The sequence below is a fragment of the Pantoea sp. X-Soil-MYKO-1289 genome, from assembly GCF_059730625.1.
In genome coordinates, this window is the sequence record NZ_AP036004.1 from 2,669,350 (window position 1) to 2,690,649 (window position 21,300).

16 protein-coding genes are annotated in these 21,300 nt (G+C 57.7%); 1 reads left to right on the top strand and 15 read right to left on the bottom strand.

Features of this window, described 5'->3' with window-relative positions:
- The 12 genes from wcaK to wbaP form a co-directional block, all read right to left on the bottom strand.
- On the bottom strand, positions 1 to 1,263 hold the full coding sequence (gene wcaK / locus AC6I7Z_RS12875; protein WP_497814502.1) for a colanic acid biosynthesis pyruvyl transferase WcaK: 1,263 nt from the start codon (positions 1,261 to 1,263) through the stop codon (positions 1 to 3).
- A gap of 186 nt (positions 1,264 to 1,449) precedes the next feature.
- On the bottom strand, positions 1,450 to 3,660 hold the full coding sequence (locus AC6I7Z_RS12880) for a phage tailspike protein (RefSeq protein WP_497814503.1): 2,211 nt from the start codon (positions 3,658 to 3,660) through the stop codon (positions 1,450 to 1,452).
- Positions 3,661 to 3,750: 90 nt separating this feature from the next.
- Positions 3,751 to 4,785 (bottom strand): glycosyltransferase family 4 protein, encoded by a 1,035-nt coding sequence (locus AC6I7Z_RS12885; protein WP_497814504.1) that lies wholly within the window; start codon positions 4,783 to 4,785, stop codon positions 3,751 to 3,753.
- Between the two features lie 40 nt (positions 4,786 to 4,825).
- Positions 4,826 to 5,578, bottom strand: a complete 753-nt coding sequence (locus AC6I7Z_RS12890; protein WP_033750743.1) for a glycosyltransferase family 2 protein — start codon at positions 5,576 to 5,578, stop codon at positions 4,826 to 4,828.
- A 65-nt stretch (positions 5,579 to 5,643) separates the two neighbouring features.
- A complete protein-coding gene (locus AC6I7Z_RS12895) occupies positions 5,644 to 6,561 on the bottom strand; it encodes a glycosyltransferase family 2 protein (protein ID WP_497814505.1) in 918 nt (305 codons plus the stop codon).
- A gap of 84 nt (positions 6,562 to 6,645) precedes the next feature.
- Positions 6,646 to 7,848, bottom strand: coding sequence for an acyltransferase family protein (locus tag AC6I7Z_RS12900; RefSeq protein ID WP_497814506.1), 1,203 nt, complete (start codon positions 7,846 to 7,848; stop codon positions 6,646 to 6,648).
- A gap of 33 nt (positions 7,849 to 7,881) precedes the next feature.
- Positions 7,882 to 8,604, bottom strand: a complete 723-nt coding sequence (locus AC6I7Z_RS12905) for an SGNH/GDSL hydrolase family protein (RefSeq protein ID WP_497814507.1) — start codon at positions 8,602 to 8,604, stop codon at positions 7,882 to 7,884.
- Between the two features lie 13 nt (positions 8,605 to 8,617).
- The gene (locus AC6I7Z_RS12910; RefSeq protein ID WP_497814508.1) at positions 8,618 to 9,754 is read right to left on the bottom strand and encodes an EpsG family protein; all 1,137 of its coding nucleotides are present in this window, start codon (positions 9,752 to 9,754) and stop codon (positions 8,618 to 8,620) included.
- A 238-nt stretch (positions 9,755 to 9,992) separates the two neighbouring features.
- Positions 9,993 to 12,170, bottom strand: a complete 2,178-nt coding sequence (gene wzc / locus AC6I7Z_RS12915) for a tyrosine-protein kinase Wzc (RefSeq protein WP_497814509.1) — start codon at positions 12,168 to 12,170, stop codon at positions 9,993 to 9,995.
- A 12-nt stretch (positions 12,171 to 12,182) separates the two neighbouring features.
- A complete protein-coding gene (locus AC6I7Z_RS12920; RefSeq protein ID WP_497814510.1) occupies positions 12,183 to 12,617 on the bottom strand; it encodes an arsenate reductase/protein-tyrosine-phosphatase family protein in 435 nt (144 codons plus the stop codon).
- A gap of 8 nt (positions 12,618 to 12,625) precedes the next feature.
- Positions 12,626 to 13,765 (bottom strand): polysaccharide export protein, encoded by a 1,140-nt coding sequence (locus AC6I7Z_RS12925; protein WP_033750198.1) that lies wholly within the window; start codon positions 13,763 to 13,765, stop codon positions 12,626 to 12,628.
- Positions 13,766 to 14,063: 298 nt separating this feature from the next.
- Positions 14,064 to 15,497, bottom strand: a complete 1,434-nt coding sequence (gene wbaP, locus AC6I7Z_RS12930; RefSeq protein WP_497814511.1) for an undecaprenyl-phosphate galactose phosphotransferase WbaP — start codon at positions 15,495 to 15,497, stop codon at positions 14,064 to 14,066.
- A 799-nt stretch (positions 15,498 to 16,296) separates the two neighbouring features.
- Here wbaP and AC6I7Z_RS12935 point away from each other — a divergent pair.
- Complete coding sequence (locus AC6I7Z_RS12935; protein ID WP_497814512.1) at positions 16,297 to 17,871, top strand: TerC family protein; 1,575 nt, start codon at positions 16,297 to 16,299, stop codon at positions 17,869 to 17,871.
- Position 17,872: 1 nt separating this feature from the next.
- On the opposite strand, the gene asmA is transcribed toward AC6I7Z_RS12935, so the two are convergent.
- The 3 genes from asmA to udk all read right to left on the bottom strand — a co-directional run bounded on the left by asmA (position 17,873) and on the right by udk (position 21,023).
- On the bottom strand, positions 17,873 to 19,696 hold the full coding sequence (gene asmA, locus AC6I7Z_RS12940) for an outer membrane assembly protein AsmA (RefSeq protein ID WP_497814513.1): 1,824 nt from the start codon (positions 19,694 to 19,696) through the stop codon (positions 17,873 to 17,875).
- Between the two features lie 20 nt (positions 19,697 to 19,716).
- Positions 19,717 to 20,298 (bottom strand): dCTP deaminase, encoded by a 582-nt coding sequence (gene dcd / locus AC6I7Z_RS12945; protein ID WP_033750209.1) that lies wholly within the window; start codon positions 20,296 to 20,298, stop codon positions 19,717 to 19,719.
- Between the two features lie 83 nt (positions 20,299 to 20,381).
- Positions 20,382 to 21,023, bottom strand: coding sequence for a uridine kinase (udk, locus tag AC6I7Z_RS12950; protein ID WP_033750212.1), 642 nt, complete (start codon positions 21,021 to 21,023; stop codon positions 20,382 to 20,384).
- Positions 21,024 to 21,300: the final 277 nt, after the last annotated feature.

Sequence of the window (21,300 nt, forward strand, 5' to 3'; positions counted from 1 at the left end):
TTACCCCAATACGTTGAGGATCTCTTCTGTGATCCGGTTACCGACTTCGCGCTCGTGCGCGACCGCCGTATCGACCTGCTGCTTGATGGCGTCGTAATTCGCCAGCACCTCTTTTACTTTGCCGATCAGCGAGCCGTCCATCAGGCTCTTCACGTCGGTCGCCATCTGCGGCAGACCGAGCTGATTCATGACGCCCATCGACTTATGTTCATAGTTGATCGCCACGGCCGGCGTGCCGAAGTTCATGGAGATAATGGCAGAGTGCAGGCGCGTGCCGATGGTGAGATGGCAGCGGCTTAACAGAATGCCCAGCTCCAGGTCATTGAACTCATCCATAATGACGTGGTAATTCTCCGGGCGCTCGACGCTGTCGCGCAGGGTCAGCGCCACCATGCGATCGTCTTTGGCATAGCTGTCGATGCCGGTGCAGGTAGAGAAAGCGACCACCTGATAGCCCTCGGCAATCATCGCGTTGATCACGCGGCCAAAGGCGGCTTCATACTCTTGCTGCGTTACGCCCAGGCGCTTGTCGAACGGCGCCAGCTCGCGCACGGTAATGGCGATGGTTTTGCGGCTGCCGATGATGTTTTGCCAGTGCAGCAGGTTGTGGCTCGGCTGCTCGACGCTGCGCGCGCGCACCAGAAAAGCGGTGTCGACGCCCGGCGCGACTTTCCGCGTGGTGACGCCATCTTTTTTCAGCAGATCGAGGCTGACCGACTCGCGCAGCACCAGGCTGTCGACGCGGTCAAAAACAAAGTTTGCCAGCGCGTTAACGCGCGGATTCTGAAAAGGGCCGACCGAGTGGCCGATCAGATAGATCGGTTTTTTCGCCATCAGGGCGCAGAGCGCATGGTCGAACTGCGTCACGCCGTAGAGATCGACGAAGAAAGAGCCGCCGACCTGGATAATGGCGTCGTACTGCTTCAGGCTGTCGGCGAAGGATTGCAGATGCGCCGGTACGGCAAAGGATTTAAAGGGTCCGCCTTTGCCGAGATGCGCCATCATAATGTTCGGCATCAGGCGGTTGGCGATTTTGCGCTTTACCGTGCCGATCAGGCCCTTCGCCGCTTTGCTGTTATGCAAAAACAGCGAGTCCTGCTGAATGTCCTGCTGGAGCAAATACCCAGAGCTCGTTGGATAACGGCTGATCGCGTCAATCTCTATGTCACTGCGGGCGGCATGCATTGAATCGATCAGCCCGCGAAGAATCGCGCCATCCCCGCGATTCCCGCACGTGTGGTTACCCACCAATAAAATTTTCATCAACAACTCCGAAAAAATTCTTTTAATTTTTTACCCGGACGGAAATTCTGCGATGCGTCGGGTAAACAAGCCGCCCTGTCCTGACGGGCAAAGTAAACTCTGCGTTCAAAAAAAAACCAATGTGCAAGCTAAAAAAGGCTCCAGAGGATGCTGCTCGCGCGCCTCCCTGCGCGCGATAGACGATTATTAGCCCTTCACGGCGAAATAGGGCACGGCACACTGTTCGCCGTTAATCACCATCGAGATAAAGCCTTTCGGCTTGCTGGTGTCCACCTGCCCGGCGTCAAGCGCGCGCGACGCCAGCAGCAGATCGCCCTGCTCGTTGCCGCCGATGCCCGCCTTGCCGTTATGCAGGCTAAAGCGCTGCGGCGCCGCCACGTTGCCGGACGGCGGTGTCGCTTTCTCCATGCTGGCGCTGACGCGCGCGCAGCGGCCGGTGGCGAAGCGGTCTTTGCTGGTGGTCTTCATCAGCACCACCGCCGACGGCGTCCAGCCCGCCAGCTTCACAAAGATGCGCACTTCGCTGTCGCTGGCGGCGACGTAGCGCACCTCGACGACCGGGCTGCTGCCCTCCGCCGACCAGCTCGCTTCCGCCTTGCTCTTCTTGCGCTGCACCTGGATCACCGCACGGCCGCCGGTGGAGCGATCGGCGATCGGATTCATCAGCGGCTGGCTGGTGCTGCCGTTGCTGAACTCCGACTGGCCGAAAATCTCGATCTCCCAGGCGTCGCCGACGTCCGGCGAATAGAGCGTGCCCAGCTCAAACCACGTCTGCTGGTCGCTGTTGTTCTCCAGCCGCCAGCGCGAGGTGATGTAGTTGTATTTCAGGCTGCCGTCGATGGCGACGCCGTAAGACTCCACGCGCGTCGATCCCATCTCCCAGACGTTGAGCCAGCGCTCGCCCTGATCGGAGTTATCGATCCAGCTACCGGACTGTAGATTGGTCTGGCGCATATTGAGGCGCGAGTTGTGCGCAATCAGCGGATTTTTGCAATCCTCCAGGCTCAAGGCATCGACAATCCACTGGCCGTTGGAGATGTCGCCCGGATGATCGCAGTGCTCGATCCAGCCGTTATGGATAATCGACTGGCTGCAGCGCGGCAGGTTCAGCACCATGCCGCCGCGGCAGTTCTGCGCGTTGAAGTTGGAAAGCTCGATAGCGGTGCTGTGATCCCAGGCGCCCGCCTTGCGGCCCGACCAGCCCGCTTTAATCACGTCGCCGGTGCAGCGCGAGGCGTACCACTGGTCGATTTTGCAGTCGAGCGTATCGAGCAGGCTGAGCGCGGTGCCGCCTACCGCGTTGAAGCGCAGACAGGCGCCGCGGAAGAACTGGCCGCCGTCGCAGGTGTTGCGAAACAGCCCCTGTTTATTAGGACGCTTGTCGCTGTTGCCGTTGAAGATCAGGTTAGAGATCTCGACCCAGCGCGCGTTGACGTCGAAGACGAACTCCGACTCACCGTCGGAGACGATGGTGGTGGCCGGGAAGTAGCCGAAGTTGACCATCGCGCCGGAGATACGGAAAAAGCGGCGCCCTTCGCGGCCGAAATCGCAGGCGGAGACGAAGAAGGTGCCGGCGGGAAACTGCACGCAGATAGGCTGCTGCGCCTGTTCCGACCACTGATACATCGCTTTGATGGCAGGCGCGGCGTCGGTTTTGCCATCGGCGATGGCGCCGAAGTCGAACAGCGACAGGCGATTGAAATCGTCTACCACGCGGCGCCAGTAAAAGCCCTCGCCGGCGAAGTTCACGCCGCCGTCGTCTTTGGCGCCCTGGAAGCTGCCGACAAACTCGCCGCCGCCCACTTCCAGCCCTTCATGCCAGCTTTTCAGCTTGATTTTCGCCCCTTCGAACAGTGGGCGGGTTTTGCGCAGCTCCTCAACCGAGGCGATCTCGCCAATCAGCTGATAGCCGCCCGGCTGCGCCAGACGCTGGCTGAATGCCGCCTGGCCCGGTCGGCTGACGTCGGGAATATTAAACAGCGTGTTGCCGTCTTTGTCTTTCACCGTCATCGAGTGCGCCGGATCGGCGATCAGCGCGGCGTTGTCGTGAACGAAACGGGCGAAGCTGCCTTTGTTGAGCGCGATTGGCTGGGTGATTTGCGCCAGCTTGCCGCTGTCGTCGCGCAGAAAAACCGGGATCTGGTTGCCAGCCTGGCTGGCGTCGCTGCCCGCCTTGCCGATCCAGAGCTGCCCTTCGAAGCCCTGCCAGAACTGCGGCGGCATGGCGTAGAGGTTCTCCGGCGTCAGAATCGGCACGTCGCCTTTCGGCACCGCTGCCGGATCGACCGCTTTCAGGGCGACGCCGCTGCTTTTCGCGGCGTGGCTGGAGAACGCAGTGACGGAGAGTGCGGCAACAATGGAGGAGGCTGCGCTCTGCAAGACTTCTCTTCTTTTCATGCATCTAATCCCGTAGTCGATGGGGCCGCGCAATGGGCCATAACAGTGTCCCCTGAGGCACGTTGCAATCAGGCCCGTCCCTTGCCGCTGTTAAACCAGCGCCAGCCAGCTCTGCTTAATCTGCTTACCGTCGAATTTCAGCGCGGTAATTTTTGTTTTCTGACTCATGGCGTAGAAAAGCGCGTCGTCGCTGGCAAGCTGGTCCATGCGCGCCAGGAAGGTCGCTTTGTCGTTCATCGGCACCAGGAAGCCATCTTCGCCCTGGTTGATAATCTCCTGCGGGCCGGTTGGGCAGTCATAGGCCACCACCGGCAGCGACCAGGATTTAGCTTCGAGCAGCACCAGCGGCAGCCCTTCGTAGCGCGAGGTCATCAGCGCCATATCGCTGTCGCGGTAGTAGTCGTTGATATTGCTGACGCGGCCAACGAACCTGACGCTGCCGGTGATGCCGAGCGCCGCCGCCTGATCTTCCAGCTGCTGGCGCAGCTCGCCGTCGCCGGCGATCGCCAGCGTCCACTCCGGATGGCTTTGCGCGAAGTCGCGCCAGATATCGAGCAGCAGATCGAACCCTTTCTGGTGATCGAGGCGGCCTACCGCCAGCGCCTGACGGCTGCGCGAGGTGCGCTCAAAGGCTTTGTACACCACCGGATTGGGGATTTGCTTGCTCGGAATGCGCCAGCGGGAGAAGACCTGATGGTCTTTGTCGGTCAGGACGATGACCTGATCGTAGTAGCGCAGCAGCAGGAACTTGAGGAGTTTGATCGGCTTGCTGAAGGAGTTGATGGCGATATGTTCGCAGGCATAGGCCTTGAAGCGTTTCTTCTTGCCGGAGAGCAGGCTCCAGAAAGCGAACATCACGCTCAGACGCCCCATGCTGATCAGAAAAACGCTGTCAACCTCTTCGCTGTGAATGCGTCTGACGATGCTTTTGATCGGATTGCTGTGTCCCTCGAAGCTGACGATCTCTTTGACGTGCTTAAAGGGATAGAAGGTTTTACCGCTGCCTTCCAGCGAATAGATGGTGACGTCGTGCGTTTCGCCCAGACACTCGGACATAAAGTTGCAGATGTTCTCAGTGCCGGCATACGAATAGGCATCTTTGATCACCAGGACGATTTTTTTCATTTAACGCTACCCACCTCAAAAGAGTAAAAAGACAATCCTGTTATCGATGCTTAAGGGTAAACAGTACGCCGTTCACCATATACCAGCCGTAATAGTAATAGATTTTTAAAGGATTGTTTTTATAGATAATTCTTAATAATTCCAGGTGCCACTTCGCCGCTTTATTCTTGTTGCGCGAAAGGGAATCGCCTAATTCGTAATAGTTGACGAGAATGCTCTGAATCACGCGCGCCTGTTTGTAGCGGGTGAAGAGTTCATAGAGGAACAGGAAGTCCTCGTGCCCTTTACGCTGGAAGAAAATCCCCTGCGGCGGACGGCGGAAGCAGACCGAGGAGAAGCAGACGCGATACTGCTTCTTCACGAAGTTTTCCTGCTGAAGGTAAGGTTTGCTGTAGGTGATGTCGTGATCGGCGTTTTTGGTTTTGTAGTGATATTCGGTGATCACGAAATCGTCGCCGGAGGCGATAGCGGCCGCCTGCTGCGCCAGCTTGTCGACGTGCCATTCGTCGTCGCTGTCGAGGAAGGCGATAATCTCCTCTTTCGCCGCGCGCAGCCCGACGTTGCGGGTCTCCGCCGCGCCGAGGTTTACCTCGTTGTCGAGAATGGTAATGCGCGGATCGTTACAGTGCTCGCGCACCAGCGCCAGCGAATCATCGGTAGATTTGTCGTTGATCAGGTAAAGGTGCCAGTCCGGCCAGGTCTGGTTCATTACCGACTGCACGGCGCGTAAAACCGTCTGGCGTGCGTTATACATCGGCATCACAATGCCTACGGTGCCAACATGATTCGTCATATTCATACCTGAATAAAAAAGTGTCGTTCCGGGAAAACGCTCCCGCGTCGGGGAGCAAGAAAGAGTCAGGAAACCGCTTTTTCACCGCCCAGCCGCGCCCTTAACTTATCTTTCACACGGTTAAGGAAGTAGGACTGGTTGTCTTTGTTGGTGAGAAAGAAGTAGCGCGCGAAGGTCAGGCTCGCCATCAGCGACTTGCCGTCCATTTTGTAGCGCAGCGGCAGCTTAAACGCCTTGTAGGTGTCGATATCGCGCGCGGTCAGGTGCGGCTTCATGGCATCCAGCCAGAAAAGCGAATATTTCACCGATTCGCCTTTATGCTTGGATCCAAATTTCGTTACCAGATGGTAGGTGGCGAGCGGGCGCGCGATCATCACGAACTCATAGCCGAGACGATCGGCGCGAATGCAGAAGTCGTAATCCTGATGGCGGATATAGCGCGTATCGAACTGGATGCGCGCGGCATCCTCGCGTTTCAGCACGATGGTGCTGGTCTGGATAAAGCCGTAGCAGCCGAAGAGATACTCCGCCACGGTTTCGTTCTTGCCCGGCGTCTGCATCGGCATCACCTTCAGGAAGCTGCCGTCCTGATAGATGTTCACCTGGCTGTAGATCACGAACTTGCTTTTGCCCTGCGCTTCCAGCTGCTGGATTTTACGGCTGGTCTCCAGCAGCTTGTCGGCGTGCCACTCGTCGTCCGCGTCGAGAAAGCTGATGTAGTCCCCTGTCGCCAGCTCAATGCCTTTATTGCGCGCGCCTGCGCCGTTCAGTTTCACCTCGGAGAGCACCAGGTTAATGCCCAGATCCTGATAGCGCTCGCTGTTGACTACCTCCGCCAGCGCCGCCGCATCGGCGGATTTGTCGTCAACGATAATCACTTCGAAATTGCGGTAGCTCTGCGCCTTGACGCAATCCAGCGTCGCGACGATCGACTGCGACGCGTTATACGCGGGGATTACAATGGAGAAACGAATGTCCTTCATGCCAGTACCTCTTAAAAACAGGGCTGAAATCGATAAAAAAACGCGCTGCGTGCCGCGCGGCGGCGCCGGACGCAGCCGCGATAATCAGTAAGGGTTACCGGTGCGATCCTGTTTAGCGGGCGCAACCTCGGCCGCTACCTTCTTCTTGTTGCTGCTGCCGATAAAGGGCTTTTCAACATAGAGATAGGTCATCTTCGCCACGTAGAACGACAGCACGAAGAACAGCGTGGAGATCAGGGTGTAGACCACCATGTTGTGCGGCACCATGCTGAGCGGGATCTGCTTAATGAAGTAGAGCACCACGCCGTGGATCAGATAGAGGCTGTAGCTCACCTCGCCGATCGACATCAGGGTTTTGTTCTCCAGCATGCCCAGCAGGTTGTTGCCGCTGCTCACCACGAAGAAGATCGCCGTCAGGCAGCAGAGGAACACCAGATACCAGAAGGCGTTGCTGGTGAAGGCGAGCGCGAAAATCGCCAGCAGGATGCAGGCCACGCCCGCAACGCGCGACGTTTTAAACACCGCCAGCCGGTCGCGCCAGGTATAGGCGAAGTAGCCCATCGCGAAGCCCAGCACCGGACGCGGGTCGGTATAGGTTTTGCCCCACAGGCGCAGCGCCACGGCGACGCAGAAAATCGCGCCGATCGAGCCGAGGATCAGCAGGGTTTTGTACTTGCCGTGGGTGGCGCGGTTCACCACGAAAATCAGCGGGATAGAAAGATAGAGCAGCCACTCCAGACGCAGCGTCCACTCCACGCCGGCGTTGACGTCGGCGGTGAGAAAGTCGCCCATATGATAGCTGCCGACAAACAGCAGCCAGAGCACGGCGTCGGTTATGCTGTGCGCGTTGATATGCAAGCCGCCCTGCGCCAGTCCGACCAGGATGATCACCAGCCCGGAGAACCAGAACATCGGCACGATGCGGCGCACGCGCGACTTCAGCAGCTTCCAGGTGAGCTGGCTCGCCGGCATGCCGTCGTTGTCCAGCCAGCGATAGAACAGAAACGCCGAGATCATAAAGAACAGCAGCACGCCGAACTTGCCGGCGTTGACGAAAAAGTTGCCTTCGGAGAACCAGACGAAATAGTCCTTATCGAAGATCCAGTTGCCGTCCAGCGAGTAGAGATAGTGCACCAGATGGGAAAAGGCGACGATGCTGGCCAGCAGCGCGCGCAGCCCGGAGATGCTTTTAATGCCGCTGCCGTTGTAAACGCCTTTATGGAATCCGGTCGCGCGTAGAAAAAGCAGCGCCAGACAGAACGACACCACCATGATTAATACGTACATGACAACTCCTGAAGCCACAGAGTGAGGTTGGGTTTAGCTGCCGGGCTGCGACAGCTGTTTACCGAAGTTGGCACTGATGACGTCAAAGGTCTGCTGCGCTTTTAGCTTATAAAGCGATTCGGACGGATGAATACAGTCCGCCGACATGCCGCTCTGCCAGTCGCGCTGCGCCTTAATGGCCGTCCACTGCTTCACGACAGGCACCCCTTCCGCTTTGGCGACCTCATTGAGCTGATAGACATAGGGCCAGACGTTCCAGCGCTCGACTTTGCCGCAGATGGGATTCGGCTCCTGCAGCACCACCAGCTTGTTGTGCGCCTTCGCCTCTTTGACCAGCGCGGTCATGATGCGGCCATACTCTTCCGGGCTTTCCAGATGGGCGTTCTTGTCTTTAAAAAAGTAGTGACGTGCATCGTTGATGGCGTAGTTGAGCAGGATCAGCCGCGCGCTGGAGTTCGCCATGCGCTCGCTCCAGCCGCTGGGATCGTCCTTGCCCTTGTTGTAGAGCAGTTCCGCCGCCTGCGCGCCCGGCACGCCGTGATTTTTTACCTCGATAGCGTCGCCATATTTGCTTTGCAGCATTTTTTGCAGCCAGGCCATCTCATTGCCCGGCGCGATCACGTTTTTCCCGCCGGAGGACATTACGCCCGCCGTGGTGGAGTCGCCGTAGGCGTCGATAATAAAGGGGCCTCGTTCGGCGGCCTGCGCGAAGCAGGCGGTCGAGAGGATAGCTGCGGCAATAAGTGATTTGGTCATGTTACCTCCCCGGTTAATGGAACAGCTTGAATTCCTGAGCAACTTCATAGCCGACAACGGCCTGCTTCAGGGAAATCGTGTTGTAGTAGAGGTAATAGACAAGGAAGAACGCGAACATCGCGAACATGGCCGGCTTGAGTATCGGGCGCACCTGATACACCAGCGAGGCTAAAATAATCGGCTCGACCTGCAACAGGTAGTTGGAGAGGCGCGCGCCCGACGAATAGTTATAGAAGAAGATACGGATGCCGCCGCCGATGGCGAAGGTCAGCACCAGCAGGTAGTTAAGGCGATACTGCTGGTAGTTATATTTTTTAATCTCGTTGCTCAGCAGGAAGTAGACGAAGATAAACACCAGCATGATGTTTTTCAGGTTCGACACCGAGAAGATGCTGCCTTCGCCCGTGTTGGAGGTTTCGTTGCTGTAGCCTTCCGCCCTCTCCCCCAGCGATCCCAGATGCGCCGAGATCAGCGAGATAAAGCTGGTGCCGCCGACTTTCGAGGCGGGAATGCTCAGCAGAATAATCGCCACCGGCCACCAGCGCGAGTCGCGGATAAACAGGAACGGCACAATGGTCACCACCATGACCGCAGTGTTGTGGCTGAAAAACGACAGCAGGGTAAAGGCGAGCGCCATCCAGTAACGCTTCAGGTAGATATACCAGATCACGCCGAGGAACAGCGCCGAGCTAAGGCCGAAGCGGATCTGGTTCATATCTTTGTTGATAAAGATATGCGCCGAATAGAGCGCCAGCGCCAGGATGGGATAAGGCGACATCTTCTTGAAGAACACCGCGTTAACCGCCACCGCCAGCAGGCAGAAGATAAACAGGAAAATGTCGGCGTTGTGCGACACCAGGCTGGTGAGATAGGCCAGCACGAAAATCAGCGGTTCGTAGCGGAAGAACGCCACCGTTTCGGCGAAGCCGTTCACCTGAATGCGGTTGATAAAGTCGGCGAAAAAGCTGCGGTACTGATAATCATCCATGCCGGTGCCGAGGCCGCGGATACCGCCGAACACCACCAGCGTCGCTGCGGCGATGCAAAGCAGATAAGTCAGGATGTGCGTAGTGCGTTCGTCTTTTTTCAGCAGGATTTCTACGATCGAAATCAGCAGCAGAAACCCTGATATATACCAATATGGAGCCATGGTGTGATTCCTTAATTCCACACGTTGCCAGCTGACAGGCGTTCACGCTTTTTGCGTAAAGCCGCGCCTGAAGGCGCCTGCCTGTTGCTGAACCATTCTGTTATGGGCGCCCGCCCGGTTATGCGTGTTATGCGTGGCGTCTGGCGCGAAACACAGAATCACCTGTGTACATCGTTGCGTGTCGTCTTTAACAGACGATAAAAAGGGGCGGTCTTGCCGCCCCGTTAATCGTCAAAGTTTAGCTTTTGGTCGGCTTGCCATATTCGTAGTCGTAATAGTCGTAGCCATAACCGTAGGCATTGGCGGCTTTACGCACCACGGCGTTAAGAATGACGCCTTTGATCTCGATGCCGTTCTGCGCGAAGCGCTTGAAGCTGACGTCGATCTCTTTCGCGGTGTTGGTCTCAAAGCGCGCCACCATCAGCGAGGTGCCGGCCAGCTTGCCGATAATCGAGGCGTCGGTCACGGCCAGAATCGGCGGCGTATCGATCAGCACCAGGTCGTAGTTCTTGCTCGCCCAGTCCAGCAGCTCGCCCATGCGGCGGTGCATCAGCAGCTCCGACGGGTTCGGCGGCACCTGACCGCGCGGCAGGAAGTCGAAGCCGTACGGACCGCGCTGGATCAGCGCCGGGCTGAACTCAGTTTTGCCGGAGAGCACGTTAGAGAGACCAGATTTGTTATCCGCGCCGATCAGGTCGTGGGTATAGCCGCGACGCATATCGCCGTCGATAAACAGCACGCGCTGACCCGCTTTCGCCACCAGCGTCGCCAGGTTGGCGCAGATAAAGGTTTTACCAATGCCTGGGCTCGCGCCGGTGATCATCAGGATATTGTTTTTCGCTTCCATCATCGCGAAGTGCAGGCTGGTACGCAGGCTGCGAATCGCTTCGATAGAGAGGTCGGTCGGGTTGCCCAGCGCCAGCAGCGTTTCGTGCGGGTCGGTCTTCACTTTATGGCCGCGACGCGCCAGCGCTTCGGTGTCTTTCTTGCGCTGCCATTCAGAGAGCGGCACGCTCGCATAGACGTTCATACCCAGCTCTTCCAGCTGTTCCGGGTTCTCGATACCGTGATGCAGCAGCGCCTTCAGCAGCACCAGACCCACAGAGACAACCAGACCAAGCAGCAGGCTGGCGGCGATGATCAGCGTTTTCTTCGGCGCGACCGGCGCGTTAGCCGTTTCCGCGTTATCGATGATACGCACGTCGCCGACGGTGCTGGCTTTACTGATGCCCAGCTCTTGCTGACGGTTCAGCAGCTGCATGTAGATCTCCTGCCCCGCCTGCACGTCGCGGGTCAGACGCAGGATCTCTTGCTGAGTCTGCGGCATCTGGGAGATTTTCTTGTTCAGCTGCGCCTGCTCGCCTTCCAGCGTTTTGCGTTTTTCCAGCAGCGCGCGGTAGGTCGGGTGGTCTTTGGTGAACAGCTGCGACACTTCCGCTTCGCGGAAAGTCAGCTCGTTCAGCTGGCTCTGCACGCTGACAGAGGAGTCGAGCGCCGATTTCGCTTCCAGCGACATATCGACTGATTCATTCTGACGACGGAACGCGTTCAGCTTGTTCTCAGCGTCGTCCAGCTTGGCGCGCACCTGCGGCAGCTGGTTGCGCAGAAACTCGAGGCTCTTCTCAGCCTGCTCGGATTTGCGCTCGACGTTTTGCAGCAGATAGTTGTTGACGATCTGGTTCAGCACCTGGCTGATGTGCTCCGGATCTTCACCTACATACTGCAGACCCAGCACGCCGGTGTCTTTGCCTTTATCGGCGACGGTCAGGTTCGCCAGCACGGAGTTGATCGCCTGCAGCTCGTTCAGCTTGGTGACGGTGAAGCTGGTGCCCTCTTCCGCCTGGATGCCGCTGACCAGCATGGTGATTTCGCCGTGCTGCTCCAGACGACCCACCTGGCCTTTAAACAGCTCGTCGCCATCTTTGGTCACGGTATAGGTTGTCGGGCTGTTGACTTCCAGCTCAACGCTGCGCTTGTCGATAGTGCGCGGGATATCCAGACGCGAGATGGCGATCTGCGCCGGTTTGTTGCCCATCAGGCGCGACAGGCCTTTACCGATAATCGGGAAGTATTTCTGCTCGACCACGGTATCCAGACCGAGATCGCTCACGGTCTTGCCGATGACCATGCGCGATTCCAGGATCTGAATCTCGGTATCCGACTCCGGCGTCGCCGGCATCAGGGTTTGCAGATCCGAAAGTACGGAGCTGCTGTTTTTCTGCTCTACCTGCACCATGGCGTCGGCGCTGTAAATCGGCGTGGCAAAGAGTGTGTAGAGCGTTCCCACCAGCATAAAGAAGGCGGTTACGGCGACAATGATCCAGCGATGATCGATCAGCTGTCCCAAAAGGTGGCCAAGATCGAATCCCGTCGACTCCTCTCTTGGCGCGGTCATAACCTTATTTTTAATATTCATGGATAATCCCAACTATCGGCTTAATACGTTGACCCATTTCTGGGTAGCGTTTTCCAGTAACCCGTAAACCTCTTCAAAGGCCTCACGACTTTTTCTATACGGATCCGCGATTTCCTGTTGGTTGAGCCAGTGCCCAAGCAGCATGGTTTTTCCGCGCGCGGCTGGATCGATGCGATTGACCTGTTCGATATGACGTTTCTCCATCACCAGAATCAGGTCGAAATCGCGGCACATACTGGCGGTTAACTGCTGCGCGTGATGCCCCTCCAGCGAGAGGCCATGAACCGCGGCCACCTCGCTGGCGGTTTGATCCGCCGGATAGCCCTTGAGGGCGCTGAGCCCCGCCGAGGCGATGCGCTTTTCCGGCAGCGCGCGCTTCAGTAAGCGCTCTCCGGTAGGAGAGCGGCAGATGTTGCCGACGCAGACCACTAACACGGACGTAATCATGGCTAAACCTAGTTCGACCAGTTGCGGAAACGCAGCGCCGCCTCGCTCGCGTCGTTGATGCCGGCGATGGTCGGCAGCAGCTGCGAGATCACGCGGTTCCAACGCGTCAGCGGCGTCGAGGTGACATAGACGATGTCGTAAGGTTCAAGTTGGAATTCGGTACCCATGACCATCGCCGCGGCATCTTTGGTGTTCAGCTGATAGATGTTGGCGATTTTGGTGCGGTTTGTGCCGCGAATCGGACGGATAACGAATACGCCGGTGGCGTCAGCGGCAGTCTGATCCATACCCTGAGCGTTGCCCAGCGCTTCTGCCAGCGTCATGCCGCTGCGGTCCATTTTCAGCGTCGACTGCTGACGCACTTCGCCCATCACGAAGACTTTGAGATCGTCGTTGCGCGGTACGTAAAGGATGTCGCCCGGATAGAGCAGGTGGTTCTGGCTCAGGTCGCCATTCTGCATCAGCGCCTGCAGCGAGATACGCTGCTCGGTGCCGTTGTGCGTCAGCACCACGTTGCGCCAGTCGGCGTCCGCCGCCAGGCCGCCCGCGGCGTTGATGGCGTCCAGCACCGTCAGCGGCACGTTGGTGATCGGCTGCTGGCCAGATGTGGTCACGGCGCCGGTCACGTAGGTTTTCTGCGACTTAAAGGAGGCGATGCTGACATCGACCTGCGGGCTCTCGATATACTGCGCGAGGCGACGCGCGATCTCGCCGCGCACTTCGGTGACCGTACGGCCCACCACGCGGACTTTGCCGATATAGGGATAGAAAATGGTGCCGTCGGAGTGCACCCAGTTGCCGGTGTCGCTGGCGCTGCGGTACTGGCCGGCCGGCGTCGTCAGCTCTGGGTGATCCCAGACGGTGACGTTAATGACGTCGCCGATGCCGATGCGGTATTCATAGTTCTGAATTTCGTTCTGCAGCCCTGGGTTGGCCTGCGCCACCAGCGGCTTGGGTCGCATCTGCTCGACCAGGCGCGGCGTTAACGGGAAGACGTTGACATATTTGTCGATGTCATAGTTGCTGTCCTGCTGCTCGACGACATCTTTTCCGCTAGTGGAAAGGTGCTGGCCTGGAACAACCGTACACCCTGAGAGAAATGTGGCGGATACCAGCATGGGTATCAATTTCGTTTTGATTGTAATCATCTAGATCTTCGCTATCAGTTATTGATTGATAGAGGCGAAAACGCCGCTGTGTAAGCGCTGAAAAAAAATAAACTCGCCAGCCTAAGCACTGAAAATGCCTGTCATTATCACTTACTCCCTAACTCTTTTTTGTTGCTGCCGTTTAACAGGATGGAATAAGCAAACCTACTACGTTGCCTTCTGCATCAATTAACGGCTTCCTTCAGCCACGATAATGGCAGCTATCGCCAATGACGTTGCCAGCGGCGGCGCCTGCAACCAGGGAGCGTTGATATTCGCTCCCCGCACTCGCCTGCTATCAATACGCCCCATCGCGCTTCAGTACGACACCGACCGTTTTGAACAAAATGGCGATATCGTTCCACAGCGACCAGTTTTTTACGTACCACGAATCGAAATAGACGCGCGTTTCGTAATCAACGTCGTTACGACCGCTGACCTGCCACAATCCCGTCATGCCCGGTTTCGCCATCAGATAGTAGTCGACATCCCCTGCATAACGACAAAGTTCATCTTCAATCACCGGGCGCGGACCGACAAGGCTCATGTCGCCGCGCACAACGTTCCACAGCTGCGGCAGCTCATCCAGACTGGTTTTACGGATGAAGTGACCGACCTTAGTGATGCGTGGATCGTTTTTCAGTTTGAAATCTTTATCCCACTCGGCGCGCGCCACTGGATCGGTGCGCAGCACCTCTTCCAGCACCTCTTTAGAGTTGATCACCATCGAGCGGAACTTCAGGCATTTGAACTTGCGGCCGTTCATGCCGACGCGTTCGTGGCCGTAAATCGGCGGTCCGCCGTCGCGGCCGACCAGAAAGCCGAGCACCAGCAGCGCAGGCAGCAGCATGATAATAATCGACAGCGCGCCGACGATATCGAACGCTCGCTTCAGGAAGCGCGAGGTGCGCTTCGCCAGATTGTTATTAACGCGCAGAATCATCACTTCATGGCTGAAGATATAGGCCATGTCGGTGCCGTAGAGCGGCACGCCGCGCAGCGTCGGGATGACGGAGACCGAGCGGCAGTTGTGTCTCGCCAGGTTCTTCAGCCACAGGTCGCGATACTGGCTCTGCTCATACTCGACCGCTACGATGAACTGCGTTTCGCTGTGGGTCAGGTTCCAGAGTTCCGCCTCTTCGCGCAGCACCGGCACGCCGGCGATGCTCCCCTGCGGACAGGTGCCGTCAACATCGTAAAAGGCGATAACGTCGAAACCCATCACCTCTTCGCTCTGCAGCGCCTGCCAGGCTTCCTGCGCATTTTTGCTGCTGCCGATAATAATGGTCTGCTTTTTCCACAGGCCGTAGTGATTAAGCAGATGTTTAACCACCGCGCGCGCCACCGGAATTAACACCAGCGCCAGCACCCAGGTCAGCAACCAGACAAAGCGCGACATTTGCCACTGCGACAGTGCGGTAATCGACAGGTCGATAATAGAAAAAATAAGAATGGTACGAAAAACTTCTTTCAGCTCGAACCAGAATGGTTTGCGGTAGGTAAAGTGACGCAGCCTGACCCAGAACCATCCGACGCAAATTACCGACAGGAGAATATGCGTAGCTATTTTCAAATTTAGATCTTTTTCAGAAATATCTGCCAGTGGCGAATCAGACATCATATTAATTAACGCCAGCGCTATGAATAATGCGGCGTTAAAACAAATTAAATCCGAACCTGCCAACAACAATTTAGTGAAAAGACTTTTAAACGTAATTTCAGTATCGCGCATATTTAACTCTTTATTTTATTTCCTTTAACCCGTGACGCCCTGAGCTGTGTAATAATTGAGCGAATCAGTCTCTCGTCGACATATGCGTAACTGAGGGGAGTTCCAGGGTGCGTTCACGCCAGTTCCCTTATCAAGAAAACAAGAAAATCATGATGAATACCAACAGATTACTCTGACTTAACCTGTCGTGACGCACTGATTATTTTCTAAACATAAAAGGCGTTTCAGGCACGCTACCGCCCTTGGCTGTCGCTGCCAATACCGCTTTTGATATCCTGTTTCCGGCCTGTCTTTCCCGGGCCGGTTGCCTGATGCATACCCCACGGGACAGATCACAATTCACAACATTGAGTGCCAAATCAGTGGGCGAATATCAACATAAGCGCAGACTTTTAACAGCACGTTGCTATACTAGTTATTACTGGCTTCTTTACAAGTAGGCCCCGCCGTCCCCTGACTATTTTAGGAAAAAGACTACCAGCCATTAGTATTGAGGCCCGCCATCCGGCAAAAATGAAAGTGCAATACCCTGCGTAAAAATCAGATTATTACCATATTCGCCACGCTAATAAATTCTCCCACCGCCGTGATGAATTCAAAATCGATTCATCAATAATTCATCGCGTCGCCATCTTATCCTTTACCTAATTCTGGCTCGGTGCTGAAAGAAATCAGACGCTATCCTTTCATTATTCCCTGTGGACGCCCTAAACCTCGGGCGCGACGGCCTGTTGTGCCCTGCCCTCTGCTCCACTATCCTCAGACTTTACTGACTTCGATATATTCAGGCGGCTAAGACATGTTGGAGGTGTTTGCGGATCCCTCGCTATGGGCGGGGTTAATTACGCTAATCGTTCTTGAACTGGTGCTGGGGATCGATAACCTGGTCTTCATCGCTATTCTGGTGGAAAAGCTGCCCGGCAAAGATCGCGACCGGGCGCGCGTTATCGGTTTACTGCTGGCGTTGCTCTGCCGTTTGCTGCTGCTGGCGTCGCTTTCCTGGCTGGTCACTCTGACGCAGCCGCTGTTTACGCTACGCGGCCATCCCTTTAGCGCACGCGATCTGCTGCTGCTGCTCGGCGGTCTTTTCCTGCTATTCAAGGCAACCACCGAGCTGAATACCCGGCTGGAAGGCCAGGATCACAGCGACAATCAACAAAAGCGCGGCGCTAAATTCTGGCCAGTGGTGGCGCAAATCGTGGTGCTGGACGCCATTTTCTCGCTGGACGCGGTGATCACCGCCGTCGGCATGGTCAATCAGCTGCCGGTGATGATGACCGCCGTGACCATCGCGATTCTGCTGATGCTGCTGGCCAGCAAGCCGCTGACGCGCTTCGTCAACCGCCACCCGACTATCGTTATTCTCTGCCTGAGCTTTCTGCTGATGATCGGCTTCAGCCTGGTGGCGGAAGGGCTCGGCTTCGTCATTCCTAAAGGCTACCTCTATGCGGCGATCGGCTTCTCGATCGTGATTGAGGCGTTTAACCAGCTGGCGCAGCGCAACCGCCGCCGCGCGCTGTCGGCCGGCCGGCCGCTGCGGCAGCGCACTGCGGAAACCGTGCTGAGGCTGCTGCGCGGCGAAGCGGAGCACGCCGAGCTGGACCCGCAAAGCGCGATGCTGATCGCCGACAGCGATCGCCATGCGCTGTTTAACCGTCAGGAGCGGGTGATGATCGCCCGCGTGCTCAACTTCGCCCAGCGCCACGTCAACAGCATCATGACCTCGCGTCACGATATCGAACATATCAATCTGGATGACGACCCGGCGGAGATTATGGCGCGGCTCGACCGCAACCAGCATACGCGTCTGCTGATCACCGACCAGAGCAACGAGCTGCTGGGCGTGGTGCACGCCATCGATCTGCTGCATCAGTCGCTGCATCATCAGTCGCTGGATTTGCGCGCGCTGGTTCGTCAGCCGCTGGTGTTTCCCGAGCGGCTGACGCTGCTGCAGGCGCTGGAGCAGTTCCGCCAGGCGCGCACCCATTTTGCCTTTGTGGTCGATGAATTCGGTTCGGTGGAGGGGGTGGTAACGCTGAGCGATTTAATGGAAACCATTGCCGGCAATTTGCCCCTCGAGGGCGAGGAGATCGACGCCCGCTACGACGTGCAGGCGCAGGGCGAAGGCCGCTGGATCGTTAACGGCAATATTCCGCTGGAGGATTTAGCGCTCTATGTCAGGCTGCCGCTGGATGAGCGACGCAGCTACCACACGCTGGCGGGTCTGCTGATGGACAGCCTGCAGCACATTCCCGAAGAGGGTGAGACGCTGCAGGTCGGCAGCTATCTGCTGCGCATCCTGCAGGTGGAGAATCATCGCGTGCATAAGGTGGAGATCCTGCAACAGCCGCAGGATCCCGATTACGAAGTCTGACTTAGGGCCGCAGCAGCTTGCGCAGGCTCTCGCTGTCGCTGTTTTTCGGCTGGCGGTCCAGCCACTGATTCAGACGCGACTTCGCCTCGCTCTGCAGCTGCTGACGCAGCACCTGATCGACCGGCAGCGAGTACTGCACATTATTCCAGCTGCCGTACATGCGCAGCGGAATCGCCTGCTGCGACAGCAGCGCGACCACCTTGTCGTCGCCTTTCCAGCCGGTGAGCGTCAGGCCGAAGGTGACATCCAGCTGCTGCGTCGGCATATTCACCTCGCCGCCGCCCTGCAGCCTGAGCCGATCGCCCTCGCCTTGCAGATTCGCCAGACGCAGCACGCCGTTATTCAGCGCCAGCGTGCCGTCGAGCTGACGAATTCCCTGATCGGCGCTCTCGTCGCTGCTGACCCGATCGCTGGCGCGCGCCACCGCGCGACGCACCATTTGCTGCAGGTTAAGCTGCGCCAGCTTAACGTCGCTGGCGTTCAGCTGCGCTTCGCCGCGCCAGCGACGTTTGGCCGCCGCCAGCGAAAGTCCCTCGCCGCTCAGGTCGCCCTTCAGCGAAACGGCGCCCTGAACGGTCTGCGGCATGTCGAAGGCGGCGAGCAGCGGTTGAATCGCGACGTGATTCAGCACCGGCTGCAGCGCGACGCGGGTTTCCGGCTGGCGAATATCGATGGTGCCCGGCGCGGAGAAATCGCCGTCGCCCAGCTTGCCGCGCAGCGTGCGCAGTGCGATCAGCCCCTGCTGACTGGTGACGTCCAGCGCAAAGCTCTGCAGCGACAAACCGCGCCACACCGCGCTGTCCGCGGTTAAATTCACCGCCAGATCCATATCGTTAAGCGGCGAATCGAGATTATTTTGCTCGCGCGGCGCGGCAATGACCGGCGCGCGCGCCACCGTGGCGCGCTGCGTTCCGCTGTCGCTGGTCTGCGGCGCATTCGCCATCAGGTTATCGAGGTTCAGCTGCGTGGCGTGCAGCTGAAGCGCAAGCTGCTGCGGCGGCGTCAGTGAACCGGTCGCCTCGCCCGACAGCGCGCTGTCGTTGGCGCTCAGCTGCATCTGCGTCAGCGCGAACTGCTGCGTCTCTGCGCGCCAGCTGCCCTGCGCGCTCAGCGTGCCTTTAATGCCCTGCGGCGGAATATTGGCGCCGCTCAGCGCATAGTTAAGCTCATCGATTTTGCCGCTCAGGCGGTGCGGATACTGCGACGCGTCGAGCTGGCCTTTCAGCGACAGCACCGCGTTGCGCTGATTGCGCGTCAGGCTGGTGCTAAGCTCAATGTTTGCCAGATGGCGCGCGTCCTGATTGAGATTAAGGTTGAGGTTGCGGAAGTTATATTCGTCGCCGCCCGGCTGACGCCAGATCAGCAGGCTATTAGCGACGCGCAGCTGACTGATATCGAAAGACCAGCCGCTGGCGGGCGCGTCGGCGTCGCTGCGGCCGGGCGCGACCGGGGCATTTTGCGGCTGCTGCGGCGCGCTTTCCGGCGTGGCGCGCACCACGGCGTTGCTCAGCATCACCTGGCTGACGCTGAGCTGGTGCGACAGCAGCGGCCAGAGATTGACGTCGAGACGCATATTTTCCGCCGTGACCAGCGGCTGCGAGGCGCCAGGGGCGGTCAGGCTCATGCGCCCGGCCAGAATGCTGAGCTTAGGCCAGACGTGCCAGCGCAGATCGCCGCTCACCTCCAGCCGATAACCACTACGTTGCTCGACCTGTTTCACCATGTAGGATCGAAAATCGTTTGGATTGACCAGCAGCACCAGCGCGGTCATGCCTGCAACGATGACCACCAGTAATATGGCCAGCGTGGTTATCACTCTTTTCATCACATCCCCATGTTCGCGGTTTAATCTTTGTCGATACGACTGGCGACAGCGCCCTGCTGTCCGCGATATTTGGCGTCTTCGCGACGGTTGTAAGGCCGCGCCGCCGGCCCGGAAAGCGGCTCGAAGCTCAGCGCGCCGATCAGCATGCCTGGGCGCAGCGCCAGCGGCAGCTTACCGGAATTATAGAACTCCAGCACGATGCGGCCCTGCCAGCCGGGATCGATGCGGTGCGCGGTAACGTGCACCATCAGCCCGAGCCGCGCCAGCGAGGAGCGGCCATCCAGCCAGCCCACCAGATCGTCTGGAATGGTGACGGATTCGAAGGTTACCGCCAGCGCCAGTTCGCCCGGATGCAGGAAAAAGGCTTCCCCTTCCGGCAGCACGATCTCATCGCTCATCACGCGATCCAGCGCCGCGCTGACCTCATCTTTCGGACCGCTTAAGTCAATAAAGGCCGCCGTGTGGCCCCGGAACGTCCGGAACTGATTGCCGAGGCGCACGTCTACGGTCGCGCCGTTGATGCGCTCGACCGGCGGACGCGGATCGATGGCTAGCCTGCCGTCATCCAGCCAGGCTTCAATATCGCGGTCACATAATCTCATTAACCTGTCTCCATGATATAAGTGTAGCGAAGCGCCTGAAACTCGCGTGACAGGCGGCTCGCCGCGCGTCAGACCCGACGCGTCTATTCGAAAAACTGGTTGATCCTGGACTTAAGAATATCAATGGCGATACGGTTTTTCCCGCCGCGCGGCACGATAATGTCGGCGTACTGCTTAGAAGGTTCGATAAACTGCAGGAACATCGGACGCACGGTTTTCTGATACTGGCTCATCACCGAATCCATTGAGCGGCCGCGCTCGTTCACATCACGCTTCATGCGGCGCATCAGGCAGATGTCGAGCGGCGTATCGACGAAAATGGAAAAATTCATCTCCTGACGCAGGCGCGCGTCGGTAAGCAGCAGGATGCCTTCCAGAATAATCACCTTCTTCGGCTTCAGGTGAATGCTGTCGCGGGTACGCGTATGCTCGACGTAGCTGTAGACCGGCAGATCGATCGCCTGACCCGCTTTTAGCGCCTGCAGATGCTGCAGCAGCAGATCGTGATCCATCGCGCTGGGATGGTCGTAGTTGGTTTTTACCCTCTCTTCCATGGTGAGGTGGCTCTGGTCCTTGTAATAAGCATCTTCCGGGATGACCCCGATATGCTCGTCACCGACCTGATCGCGGATTTCACGATAGAGCGTGCTGGCGATTAAACTTTTTCCGGATGCGGAGGCACCGGCAATGCCCACAATCACGCACTGATGAGACTTGTCAGTCATACTTTTTTTAAGACCTGATACTGGAGCCTGCGCTGTACGCGGTTTAGGCGTTTTGACGCAGGACGGAATGGAGAGGGTTTAGTAGGCGCTAAGTATAGGGATTTCATTCTTTTGACGCCAGAGAAAAGCCGCTTGCGCCATTTCAGAATTTCCCCTTTTCAAACCGAAACCATTACCCGATAAACTATCTGACAGATCTGTTTTTACTTATGCGGCTGGCGAATCAGGCGACGGAAGCGCGTTCCGCCCCGGCGATGGCGCGGGAATATTACTGCCG

Excerpts from the sequence above, each read along its gene's own strand:
- asmA (WP_497814513.1), bottom strand. The coding sequence starts at position 19,696 with ATGAAAAGAGTGATAACCACGCTGGCCATATTACTGGTGGTCATCGTT.
- wcaK (WP_497814502.1), bottom strand. The coding sequence starts at position 1,263 with ATGAAAATTTTATTGGTGGGTAACCACACGTGCGGGAATCGCGGGGAT.
- AC6I7Z_RS12890 (WP_033750743.1), bottom strand. The coding sequence starts at position 5,578 with ATGACGAATCATGTTGGCACCGTAGGCATTGTGATGCCGATGTATAAC.
- AC6I7Z_RS12895 (WP_497814505.1), bottom strand. The coding sequence starts at position 6,561 with ATGAAGGACATTCGTTTCTCCATTGTAATCCCCGCGTATAACGCGTCG.
- AC6I7Z_RS12925 (WP_033750198.1), bottom strand. The coding sequence starts at position 13,765 with ATGATTACAATCAAAACGAAATTGATACCCATGCTGGTATCCGCCACA.
- udk (WP_033750212.1), bottom strand. The coding sequence starts at position 21,023 with ATGACTGACAAGTCTCATCAGTGCGTGATTGTGGGCATTGCCGGTGCC.
- dcd (WP_033750209.1), bottom strand. The coding sequence starts at position 20,298 with ATGAGATTATGTGACCGCGATATTGAAGCCTGGCTGGATGACGGCAGG.
- AC6I7Z_RS12910 (WP_497814508.1), bottom strand. The coding sequence starts at position 9,754 with ATGGCTCCATATTGGTATATATCAGGGTTTCTGCTGCTGATTTCGATC.
- AC6I7Z_RS12935 (WP_497814512.1), top strand. The coding sequence starts at position 16,297 with ATGTTGGAGGTGTTTGCGGATCCCTCGCTATGGGCGGGGTTAATTACG.
- AC6I7Z_RS12880 (WP_497814503.1), bottom strand. The coding sequence starts at position 3,660 with ATGAAAAGAAGAGAAGTCTTGCAGAGCGCAGCCTCCTCCATTGTTGCC.
- AC6I7Z_RS12905 (WP_497814507.1), bottom strand. The coding sequence starts at position 8,604 with ATGACCAAATCACTTATTGCCGCAGCTATCCTCTCGACCGCCTGCTTC.
- wzc (WP_497814509.1), bottom strand. The coding sequence starts at position 12,170 with ATGAATATTAAAAATAAGGTTATGACCGCGCCAAGAGAGGAGTCGACG.
- AC6I7Z_RS12900 (WP_497814506.1), bottom strand. The coding sequence starts at position 7,848 with ATGTACGTATTAATCATGGTGGTGTCGTTCTGTCTGGCGCTGCTTTTT.
- AC6I7Z_RS12885 (WP_497814504.1), bottom strand. The coding sequence starts at position 4,785 with ATGAAAAAAATCGTCCTGGTGATCAAAGATGCCTATTCGTATGCCGGC.
- AC6I7Z_RS12920 (WP_497814510.1), bottom strand. The coding sequence starts at position 12,617 with ATGATTACGTCCGTGTTAGTGGTCTGCGTCGGCAACATCTGCCGCTCT.
- wbaP (WP_497814511.1), bottom strand. The coding sequence starts at position 15,497 with ATGCGCGATACTGAAATTACGTTTAAAAGTCTTTTCACTAAATTGTTG.